The following is a 10,222-nucleotide window of genomic DNA, read 5'->3' as shown; positions in this document are numbered from 1 at the left end:
TTGAACCGTAGAGAAGTCCAATTATTCCTTGCAGGACAGGCACTTTCGCTTATCTACACACCCCCACAGTCAACATTCCACGAAAAATCCGGGTTAGTTGCGTTGCAACCGAGCAGGTCCGAAATGCCTTTGTGGAGCACCAGTGCGTCTCAATGCAGGGTGAGCGTGACCGTCTGCACCAGCGTCGCGGCAGCCACCTCGTTGGCGGCATGAGCCGGCAGCGCCACCAGAACCACTCGGTCGGTGCCGCCGCCCATTGCCGTTGGCTTGTCAGATACCAGCACGACGATCGCGTCGGTCGCGACAACGCGTGGCTGAGCGTCGGATTCGAAACCGGCGGCCAGCACGTCGACGACATCGCCCGGGCGGATCAGGTCGAGCACCGCAGTCTCGTCGAGAGATAACGGCACTATGCGCGCCGTCGGGCCCACCGCCGCCTCGGCGAGCCGCGGGGTCAGCAGGCGCACGTCGGTCAGCGCCTCGCCGCGGCGCACCGGACCGGCCAGCGTCGCACCGACCACCGCTGTGACATCTGATTGCGCGCCATCGGGAAGCGTTGCGGCACTGAAGGTTTCCAAACGGACATCGTCGGCAGTCAGTTCGCTGCCCGGACTGAGGTCTCGGGTGGCGACGACGGCAGCGACGCGCTGGTCATCGGGATCGGGTCGCAATGCCGCGACGGCGGCGAGTACCACCAGCCCGCCCGCGACGATCCGACGGGCCAACAGTGTTCGCGTCCAGTCCGGCCGCAGCATCTCGGTCAGCCGATGGATCGGCGACGGGTTGAGTGAATCCCCCATGCCGCCAAGTTAGGCAGCGCAAGCAGGGTTCAGGCCGAGTACCGGTTCGGCCTGTGGATAACTCGGGTCAGCTCGACGCCGCGGCCGCCGCGGTGGAGCTCGACGAGCTCGAACTCGAGCCGGAGTCACTCGAACTCGACGAGCTGGAGCTCGACTTGTCCGTCGACTTGTCTGACGACGAACTCGACTCCGAGCTGGACGCGGATCCGTTCGACGAGCTCTTGGCGGAGTCGCGGCTGTCGTTGCGGTAGAAGCCGCTGCCCTTGAACACAACTCCCACGTTGCCGAAGAGCTTGCGCAGGCGACCGTTGCACTTGCGGCACGTGGTCAGCGAAGCATCGCTGAACGCCTGAATCGCGTCGAACTTGTCGCCGCACTCAGTGCACGCATAGGAATAGGTAGGCACGAAAACCCTCCGTGGTGGTCAAAATTGCTTAGCACTCTACCGGCTCAAGTGCTAGAACCGCTACGTGGCGTGAGTCATTCCCGGCCGTCCGCCCGACCGAGGGCGACCAGCCCGAGCCGAGGAGTCAGTGCGTGGGTCATCGCCACGTCGTGGGATTCGACGGGGAGTCGGTCGACGATTTCGTCATCGCGGACGACGGCCACGAGTAACGCCGATGACGACGCCAGCGGCAGCGAGCGGTCGTAGAAGCCCGCACCGCGGCCCAGCCGCGCGCCCGCCCTGTCGACCGCGAGGGCGGGTACCAGGATGATCGCCGCCTGCGCGACCGTTTCTGGCGACGACCACGGTTCGCCCGGTTCGCGAAGGCCGAACCGGGCCGTCGTCAATGCGCCTGGAACGTATTCGCCCCATCGCAACGGCAGGGGAATGCCGGCGGCGTCGACTCGCGCGACCGGTAGCAGCACCCGGACACCGTGCCGATACAGGGAATCGATCAGCTCCAGCGAACCCGGCTCAGAGCCCACGGGGACGTAGGCGCAAACGGTCTGATCGGTCGCGGCGAGCGTCGTCGCGTGCCCGGCCAGCGCGCGCGCCTCGCCGTCGTGCACCTGCGTGGCCAGGGCCCGACGGGCCGACAGGATCGCGGCGCGCAGATCCGCTTTCGTCGCGCTCACGTCATCGTTTCTCAATCGCTCCCAACACCACCCGGTCTCGACAGGTTCAACCTGCCCAAGGAGGTTAATGTGTGAACGATGACAAGGCCTGAGGTACCGATCCCGCATACGGCGGTGGTTCCGGCGGCGGGGCTGGGCACGCGGTTTCTGCCCGCCACCAAGACGGTTCCCAAGGAACTGCTGCCCGTTGTGGACACGCCGGGCATCGAGCTGGTCGCCGCTGAAGCGGCCGAGGCGGGCGCCCAGCGTCTGGTCATTGTCACGTCCGAGGGCAAGGACAGCGTCGTCGCACACTTCGTCGAGGACCTCGTGCTCGAAGGCACGCTGGAGGAGCGCGGCAAGAAGTCGATGCTGGAAAAGGTGCGCCGCGCGCCGGCGCTGATCAAGGTCGAGTCTGTGGTGCAGGCCGAGCCGCTGGGTTTGGGCCATGCGGTCAGCTGCGTGGAGCCCTCACTGTCGCCCGATGAGGACGCGATAGCGGTGCTGCTGCCTGACGACCTCGTGTTGCCGACCGGTGTCCTGGAGATGATGTCGAAAGTCCGTGCCAAACGCGGCGGTTCGGTGCTGTGCGCGATCGAGGTGCCGCGCGAAGAAATCAGCGCGTACGGCGTGTTCGACGTCGAGCCCGTCGCCGACACCAACAACCCCAACGTGCTTCGCGTGAAGGGCATGTTCGAGAAGCCGAAGGCCGAGGATGCGCCGTCGCCGTACGCCGCGGCCGGCCGGTACGTGCTCGACCGGGCCATCTTCAACGCGCTCAGACGCGTCCCGCGCGGCGCGGGCGGGGAGATCCAGCTGACCGACGCCGTCGCCTTGCTGATCAACGAGGGCCACCCGGTCCACGTGGTCGTGCACCGCGGCGATCGACACGACCTCGGAAATCCCGGCGGCTACCTTAAGGCTGCGGTTGACTTTGCGTTGAAGCGCGACGACTACGGGCCGGAACTCCGGCGGTGGTTGGTGGAGCGATTGGGGCTGGTGGACTGCTGAGAGCCCTGCCGCATAGATAAGGGGTGCAGTGCGTTCGGTCGAGGAACAGCAGGCACGGGTTGCGGCCGCGGCGGTGGCGCCGCGGCCGGTTCGGGTGGCGATAGCCGAAGCGCAGGGATTGATGTGCGCCGAGGAGGTGGTCACCGAGCGTCCGCTGCCCGGATTCGACCAGGCCGCGATCGACGGCTATGCGGTGCGCAGCGTCGACGTGCTCGGGGTCGGCGGCTCCGATGACGGCGAGGAGGCGGCCGACCAAGAGGTCAGCCTGCCGGTGATGGGCGTCATCGAGGCAGGCGCCCGGACGCCAAGTCGGCTGCAGCCGCGCCAGGCGGCACGCGTGCAGACCGGCGCCCCGATGCCGACGCTCGCCGATGCGGTGCTGCCGTTGCGCTGGACCGACGGCGGCGACGCGCGGGTGACGGTGTTGCGCGGTGTGCGGTCGGGCGCCTACGTGCGGCGCACCGGCGACGACGTTCAGCCCGGTGATGTCGCGGTGCGCGCGGGCGCCATCATCGGCCCGGCACAGGTCGGACTGCTGGCCGCCGTGGGCCGCGAACGGGTTCTGGTGCATCCGCGCCCGCGGCTTTCGGTCATGTCCGTCGGTGGCGAGCTCGTCGACATCTCCCGGACTCCCGGCAACGGCCAGGTTTATGACGTCAACTCGTACGCGTTGGCGGCCGCGGGGCGCGATGCCGGCGCCGAGGTGAACCGGGTCGGCATCGTCGACACCGACCCCAAGAAGTTGCGCGAGGTTGTCGAGGGCCAGATCAACCGCGCGGAGGTGGTGGTGATCGCCGGTGCGGTCGGCGGCGCTGCGGCCGAGGCCGTCCGCTCGGTGCTCTCCGAGCTGGGCGAGATGGAGGTGACCCGCATCGCGATGCACCCCGGTTCGGTGCAGGGCTTCGGCCAACTCGGCCGCGACGGTGTGCCGGTCTTCCTGCTGCCCGCCAATCCGGTGAGCGCGCTGGTGGTGTTCGAGGTGATGGTGCGTCCGCTGATCCGGCTGTCGTTGGGTAAGCGGCAGGCGCACCGACGGATCGTGCAGGCGCGCGCGCTGTCTCCGATCGAGTCGGTAGCGGGCCGCAAAGGGTATCTGCGCGGTCAGCTCATGCGGGACCAGGACACCGGCGAGTACCTCGTGCAGGCGCTCGGCGGGGCGCCGGGCGCATCGCATCTGCTGGCGACGCTGGCCGAGGCGAACTGTCTTGTCGTCGTGCCCACCGAAGCTGAGCAGGTCCGCACCGGCGAGATCGTCGACGTCGCGTTCCTGGCTCAGCGCGGCTGATCCGCACGGGGGGCGATGTGAACCTGTGGCGGTCCAGTTCGGCGCATCCGGGTTGGCCGATGGCCGCCGGACCGCTGCGTGTGGCCGCCGGCGTGGTGCGGTTGCGGCCCATCCGGCTGCGAGACGGTGGCCAATGGAGCCGCATCCGGCTGGCCGAGCGGGCCCACCTGGAGCCGTGGGAACCGGCTGCCGGTGTGGATTGGGAGGCGCGCCACGCGATCACGTCGTGGCCCTCGGTGTGTTCGGGGCTGCGGTCCGAGGCCCGCAAGGGGCGGATGTTGCCCTTCGTAATCGAGCTCGACGACCAGTTCTGCGGGCAGCTCACGATCGGCAACGTCACCCATGGGGCACTGCGCTCGGCCTGGATCGGGTACTGGGTGGCCAAAGGGGTCAACGGCGGCGGCGTCGCCACCGCCGCCCTCGCGCTTGGCGTCGACCACTGTTTCGGTCCGGTCGGACTGCATCGCGTCGAAGCGACGGTGCGCCCCGAAAACGCCCCCAGCCGTGCGGTTTTGGCGAAGGTCGGCTTTCGGGAGGAAGGACTGCTGCGCCGGTATCTCGATGTCGACGGCGCCTGGCGCGATCACCTTCTGGTGGCCATCACGATCGAAGAGGTCACCGGATCGGCGGCCGCCACGCTGGTGCGGCAGGGACGCGCCGAGTGGGCGTAGCGGGCGTGATTTCGCGAGACGTACAACAGGGTCGCGAACCGCGGCGAAGCACCACCCTGGTGTACGTCTCGCGAAAGCCGAACGCCCTTGACTGTTACCAATGTGACATTTGTGACTGTTGGTGCTTGTCTTGTGCGAATTACAGGTGTGTAATTGCTTCGGCGCGCCGCCCACGGATGCGCAGGTCACAGACCTAGCCTTTAGGGGAAAGGAGCAGGCGACATGCCAAGCATCCCCCAATCTCTTCTGTGGATATCTCTCGTCGTTCTCTGGCTCTTCGTGCTCGTGCCGATGCTGATCAGCAAGCGCGACACCGTGCGTCGGACCAGTGACGTGGCGCTGGCGACGCGCGTGCTCAACAGCGGCCGAAATACGCGGCTGCTGAAACGGCGCGGGCCGGCAGCCGGTCATGCCAGCGATCCGGACTGGCGCCCGTCCGAAGAAGACCTCGACGAGGAGACCGAACCGGAACCCGTCAGCCGAGCGGTGGTGCGCGCCGCCGCGGTCACCGTCGAGGAGAAGTCCGAACCCGACTACCTCGACGTCGATGTCATCGGCGAGGACTCCGGCGCCTTGCCCGTCGGGGTGTCAGACCGGCCGGAAGCCGAAAAAGAAGAGCTCACACTGCAATTCGACCAGTCGGCGGGCGAGACCGACGCGGTCGCCGAGGAGCAGGAAGCTGAGCCGGAGGACCTGGACGACGAGTACGAGACCGTCGACGATTCATCCGGGCTGGAAGCGCCGTCCGAGGCCGACCTGCAGATGGCGGACTCGCTGTCCGAGGCGCGCCGGCGCAGGCATGAGTCCAAGACGGCGGCCGCGGTGAGCGAGCGCAAGTATCGGTTCCGCAAGCGGATGCTGACGGCGCTGGGCGTGCTGTTGGTGGCGTCGGCAGCCGCGGCGTTCACGCTCAGCCCGTCGTTGTGGTGGCTGTGTGGCGCGGTCAGCGGGTTCACCGTGCTGTACCTGGGTTACCTGCGGCGGCAGACCCGGATCGAGGAGCGGCTGCGTCGCAGGCGGGCGCAGCGCATCGCCCGCTCGCGGCTGGGCGTCGAGAACACCGATGACCGTGAGTTCGACGTGGTGCCGGCCCGCTTGCGGCGGCCGGGTTCGGTGGTGCTGGAGATCGACGACGAGGACCCGATCTTCGAGCATCTGGACTACGCGCCGTTCGCGCGGCACTTCGACCTGCCGCGGGCCGCGGGCCAGTAAGCCCGTCGATTTTCGACGGTCGTCCGATGGCTGGTAGCCTGCTACCGGTATCAGGGGCTATGGCGCAGTTGGTAGCGCGACTCGTTCGCATCGAGTAGGTCAGGGGTTCGATTCCCCTTAGCTCCACAGAAATCGACAGCCAAGTGTCCTTACTCGAACCCCTCGGTGTTTCTTAATTCCAGACTTTTGTCGGTGACGACGAGCATGCTTTGCTCCGCAGCTATAGCAAGCTGCGCGTCGGTCTCAGTCTGTGTCAGGGCTGCACGGGCGTGGTTTCACCTGATAGCGCTGCGCCCCTGGGTAGACTGCACATACGATCTGCCGACCTAGTCACGGCGCCATGAACTGGAGGGAGGTCGGCGATGGCAACGAATGACCAGCTTAAGGCGCTTGTTAAGAGTCATGCCGACCGCGACGATCCCCAGTTCTATTCCGTAGCTATGCAGGTTGCGGCGAAGGCGGCCAGGGCCGGGCAAGCGAAGTTTGCACAGGAGCTTCGTGACCTGATCGATGAGCTGCGCGAGCGGGGAGTGACGCAGTCGCGAGTCGCCGCAGTCGTACCCGTGACGCAACCGCGCGGCGAGCTCGGCTCGCTGCTCACTGTCACTTACCCTGACGCGCGCGTCGGTGACCTTGTTCTGTCGCCCGTCCTTGACCAACAACTGCGACAGATTCTGCTCGAACAGCGTCAACGTGACGTCCTGCGGCGCCACGGCCTTCGCCCGGCCAGTCGCGTCCTTCTGATAGGCCCTCCGGGAACAGGAAAGACGTCGACTGCGCGGGTCATTGCAGGCGAACTCGGGCTGCCGCTGTTCGCCATCAGACTGGACACGATCATCACCAAGTTCATGGGCGAGACCGCGGCCAAGCTGCGACTGATTTTCGATGCGCTTGTTGAAACGAAAGGTGTCTATCTTTTCGACGAGGTGGATGCGCTCGCTGGTGATCGCGCGGCATCAAACGACGTCGGAGAGATTCGTCGCGTGCTCAATTCGTTTCTTCAATTCTTGGAGGAAGACCAGTCAGAAAGCGTTGTGATCGCTGCGACGAACCATCCGCAACTGCTTGACAATGCGCTCTTGCGGCGGTTCGACACAGTCATGGATTTCGCACTGCCAGATGACGAGGGGGTTCGCGCAGTGATCAGTAATCGGCTTGCCGCCTTCCTCAATGCCAACGTGAGCTGGAAGCGCGTAATAGATGCTGCTCGGGGCCTCAGTCACGCCGAGATTACGACCGCTGCCGAAAATGCAGCGAAGCGGACCGTGCTCTCGGGCCGAAACCGCATCCTGACTGAGGATCTCGTGGCGGCGCTCAAAGAGCGCCCGCGGACAAGAACGCGGCGCGAATCGACTTCATAGGCAGCATGGCTGAACGTGATAGGCCGCACATCGTGGTGCGAGCTCTCCCAACATCCGAGCCATTCACACTCGCGGCAGGCGGCGGCGGAACCGAAAAGGAGTCGTTCACCGGAGACCGGGCAGGTCACGGACGTCGGCTCACTCAGGAGTTGCGGGATGCGTTGGCTCCCGCAGTCGATGAACCGGAAACCGCCGGAACATACATAACTTTCGTGTCTTTCCCGGGTCTCGACCTTGCACTGGAGAGTCTCGACCCGCAGTCCTCGGGCGAACAGCCTGAGCTGCTTGCCGTACGCGATGTCGAGACCGAGGACGGCGCAGTTCAAATGGCGACTGTCTACATACCCGACGGCAAGAAGGAGTACTTCCTCAAACGTCTTTCGACTTACACCGAGACAGCGACGAGCGATAAGGTGCGGCACGCTGCGCTCGTCGAAGGCATCCAGTCCATTCGCCGCGCGACGATTCGGGAGCTGTGGACCGACCCAGACACCTTGTTCCCGGATGATCTATCTGAATTGCGATGGTGGGAGGTGTGGTTACGTAACCGCGATGGTCAGGAGCGCATCCGATTCACCGCGTTCGCGGCACATCGACAGTTGCCTACCAGCCACCACTACCTCGGATTCGGGGATCGGACCGTCGTGCTGCTGCAGGCGACAGCCGATGAGCTTTCGCAGACGTTCGAGTCGCTCGATGACATCGCTGAGTTGCGTCGACCGCATGACGTGGCAAGTTTTCTTGCGGAGCTGCCAGTATCGGAGCAGATGCCCTGGGCGCAAGATCTACTGAACCGCCTGCATCCCGCCGGTAAGAACGCCCCGGTAGTGTGCGTCCTCGACACGGGTGTGCAAGATAGTCATCCCTTGCTAGCCGCGTCACTTGACGCGTCCGATGTCCATGTCGCTGACGCAAGTTGGCAACTGCAGCCTGTACATCCGCACGGCACCGAAATGGCAGGTCTCGCGCTCTACGGAGATCTTCAAGCTGCTATTTCTGACAATCACTCAATCCAACTTGCGCATCGCTTGGAATCCGTGAAGTTTTTACCCGATGCAGGTGCCAACGATCGCGATCTCTATGGCGCCATCACTGCTCGCTCAGTCGACCGCCCCGAGATCGAGGCGGCCGACCGTACCCGTGTCTTCATGCTGGCCGTGACCGCGCCTAGGCCAGAACCAATCGCCGACGACTCCGAACCGACCGAACGACATGAAGGTGGCCGGCCGACCTCCTGGTCAGCAGCCATCGACGCGCTCGCCTTCGGCAGAGCGATCGACGACACTGACCCCGAGTTCACCTATCTTGATCGTGATGAACCGCGCCGACCACGACTATTCGTTGTCTCAGCCGGCAACATAAGAGATGTCAGAGCCAGCGACGACCACCTCGCCCGGAGCGATGTAGAACCCGTCGAAGATCCCGCCCAATCATGGAACGCGCTTACGGTAGGCGCCTACTCTGCCCATGACGACATGGCCGGCGCGCCAACTGGATTCGAAGGTTACATACCAATTGCGCCCCGCGGTGAGCTCGCCCCTGTAAGTCGTACTTCAGTGGTGTTCGACCGGAAGAAATGGCCATTTAAGCCCGACGTTGTCGCAGACGGCGGGAACGTAGCCGCTTCGCCGGACGGTACTAGTGTCGATACGCCTCCGAACCTCGCGCTACTCACGACACGACTTCAAGGATTAGGACAGAATCTTTTCACGACAACGCGCGACACGTCGGCCGCGACGGCACAGGTTGCGGCGATCGCGGCTGATATCTCAGCCGCCTACCCAGATCTCAAGCCCGAAACCATACGAGGTCTCATCATCCACTCCGCGCAGTGGACGGAAGCGATGCGAAGCCGCTTCGGCTTGGAGTCCAGCAAGTACGGCCTCGCTACGTTGCTGCGTCGATACGGCATGGGCGTGCCCGACGCTGCACGGGCCCTGCGCAGTGCGGCAGACGCCCTGACCCTCATTGCTGAGGCGCGAATACATCCGTACGAGCAGGAAGCCGGAAGTGCCGGAAAGGTACGGGAGATGAACTTACATCAGCTCCCGTGGCCCACGGATGCGTTGACGGCGCTGGGCGAAGTACGAGTGCGGCTACGCGTCACGCTGTCCTATTTTATAGAACCCAATCCCTCAAGCCGCGGTTGGACGGGCAGATACGTATATCCCTCTCACGGCTTGAGATTCGCGACGCGACGACCGGAGGACAGCGTCGATACATTTCGTCAGCGAATTAACACTCGAGCACGGGCGGAAGGGCAGCGACCGCCATCGCTTGACACCGAGACGGGATGGCTGTTCGGTGCTAATCAGCAACAAAGTGCCGGTTCGGTGCACACCGATATCTGGTCGGGCGCTGCCATTGATCTGGCAAGCAAAGGTGCTATTGCGGTGTATCCCGTCGCGGGGTGGTGGAAGAATCGGCGTGCGCTCGACCAGAGCGATCAGGGAGTCGACTATTCGCTGATCGTCAGCATCGAGGCACCTGAAGTCGAAATCGACCTGTGGACACCTGTCGTGCAGCAGATCGCAGCCGAAGTGAAGGTCGAGGCATAGATCGCGTCGGTGCTATGGCGCAGGCAATCTTGCTCAGCTTTGACAACGGCGGTAGCCAGCAGGGGCAACATGCGACTTGATCGATGCAGTCAGCTTAGGCGACCAAGCCACTGGTCGTTGCCGACCGAACGTCAGGTCCAGCCGGGGCGACTTCGCAACAAGACCCTGGCGGCAAAGGGCGGTGACGACGGTTGGATGCGAGAGTCCCTACCGACTAATAATGCATGGCAGGGATTCACCGCCACATAGGGTGTTGCCGCCTCGT

9 protein-coding genes and 1 tRNA gene are annotated in these 10,222 nt (G+C 64.7%); 7 read left to right on the top strand and 3 right to left on the bottom strand.

Annotation, left to right across the window (positions count from 1 at the left end; translation table 11 throughout):
- Window positions 1-149: 149 nt before the first annotated feature.
- The 3 genes from RMCN_RS07455 to RMCN_RS07445 all read right to left on the bottom strand — a co-directional run bounded on the left by RMCN_RS07455 (window position 150) and on the right by RMCN_RS07445 (window position 1,880).
- The gene (locus RMCN_RS07455) at window positions 150-800 is read right to left on the bottom strand and encodes an SAF domain-containing protein (RefSeq protein ID WP_067388097.1); all 651 of its coding nucleotides are present in this window, start codon (window positions 798-800) and stop codon (window positions 150-152) included.
- Between the two features lie 67 nt (window positions 801-867).
- On the bottom strand, window positions 868-1,206 hold the full coding sequence (locus RMCN_RS07450) for an FmdB family zinc ribbon protein (RefSeq protein WP_084377239.1): 339 nt from the start codon (window positions 1,204-1,206) through the stop codon (window positions 868-870).
- Window positions 1,207-1,280: 74 nt separating this feature from the next.
- Entirely contained in the window at window positions 1,281-1,880 is a 600-nt protein-coding gene (locus RMCN_RS07445; RefSeq protein ID WP_067388093.1) for a 5-formyltetrahydrofolate cyclo-ligase, read from the bottom strand.
- Window positions 1,881-1,958: 78 nt separating this feature from the next.
- On the opposite strand from RMCN_RS07445, the gene RMCN_RS07440 reads away from it, so the two are divergent.
- The 7 genes from RMCN_RS07440 to RMCN_RS07410 all read left to right on the top strand — a co-directional run bounded on the left by RMCN_RS07440 (window position 1,959) and on the right by RMCN_RS07410 (window position 9,957).
- Window positions 1,959-2,870, top strand: coding sequence for a UTP--glucose-1-phosphate uridylyltransferase (locus RMCN_RS07440; protein WP_067388091.1), 912 nt, complete (start codon window positions 1,959-1,961; stop codon window positions 2,868-2,870).
- A 28-nt stretch (window positions 2,871-2,898) separates the two neighbouring features.
- Window positions 2,899-4,155 (top strand): molybdotransferase-like divisome protein Glp, encoded by a 1,257-nt coding sequence (gene glp, locus RMCN_RS07435; protein ID WP_067388089.1) that lies wholly within the window; start codon window positions 2,899-2,901, stop codon window positions 4,153-4,155.
- A gap of 17 nt (window positions 4,156-4,172) precedes the next feature.
- Window positions 4,173-4,826, top strand: coding sequence for a GNAT family N-acetyltransferase (locus RMCN_RS07430; protein WP_067388087.1), 654 nt, complete (start codon window positions 4,173-4,175; stop codon window positions 4,824-4,826).
- 222 nt (window positions 4,827-5,048) lie between these two features.
- The gene (sepX, locus tag RMCN_RS07425; RefSeq protein ID WP_067388085.1) at window positions 5,049-6,038 is read left to right on the top strand and encodes a divisome protein SepX/GlpR; all 990 of its coding nucleotides are present in this window, start codon (window positions 5,049-5,051) and stop codon (window positions 6,036-6,038) included.
- Between the two features lie 53 nt (window positions 6,039-6,091).
- A tRNA-Ala gene (locus RMCN_RS07420) sits at window positions 6,092-6,164 on the top strand.
- 236 nt (window positions 6,165-6,400) lie between these two features.
- Entirely contained in the window at window positions 6,401-7,399 is a 999-nt protein-coding gene (locus tag RMCN_RS07415) for an AAA family ATPase (protein WP_067388084.1), read from the top strand.
- A gap of 5 nt (window positions 7,400-7,404) precedes the next feature.
- Window positions 7,405-9,957 carry a S8 family peptidase gene (locus RMCN_RS07410; RefSeq protein WP_067388082.1) on the top strand — a complete coding sequence of 851 codons (2,553 nt, stop codon included), beginning with the start codon at window positions 7,405-7,407 and terminating at the stop codon, window positions 9,955-9,957.
- The last annotated feature ends 265 nt before the right edge of the window (window positions 9,958-10,222 follow it).

This window comes from Mycolicibacterium novocastrense (assembly GCF_001570485.1).
Classification (GTDB): Bacteria; Actinomycetota; Actinomycetes; order Mycobacteriales; family Mycobacteriaceae; genus Mycobacterium; species Mycobacterium novocastrense.
This window is presented reverse-complemented; position numbering and strand designations above follow the sequence as displayed.

Excerpts from the sequence above, each read along its gene's own strand:
- RMCN_RS07455 (WP_067388097.1), bottom strand. The coding sequence starts at position 800 with ATGGGGGATTCACTCAACCCGTCGCCGATCCATCGGCTGACCGAGATG.
- RMCN_RS07415 (WP_067388084.1), top strand. The coding sequence starts at position 6,401 with ATGGCAACGAATGACCAGCTTAAGGCGCTTGTTAAGAGTCATGCCGAC.
- RMCN_RS07440 (WP_067388091.1), top strand. The coding sequence starts at position 1,959 with ATGACAAGGCCTGAGGTACCGATCCCGCATACGGCGGTGGTTCCGGCG.
- RMCN_RS07410 (WP_067388082.1), top strand. The coding sequence starts at position 7,405 with ATGGCTGAACGTGATAGGCCGCACATCGTGGTGCGAGCTCTCCCAACA.
- sepX (WP_067388085.1), top strand. The coding sequence starts at position 5,049 with ATGCCAAGCATCCCCCAATCTCTTCTGTGGATATCTCTCGTCGTTCTC.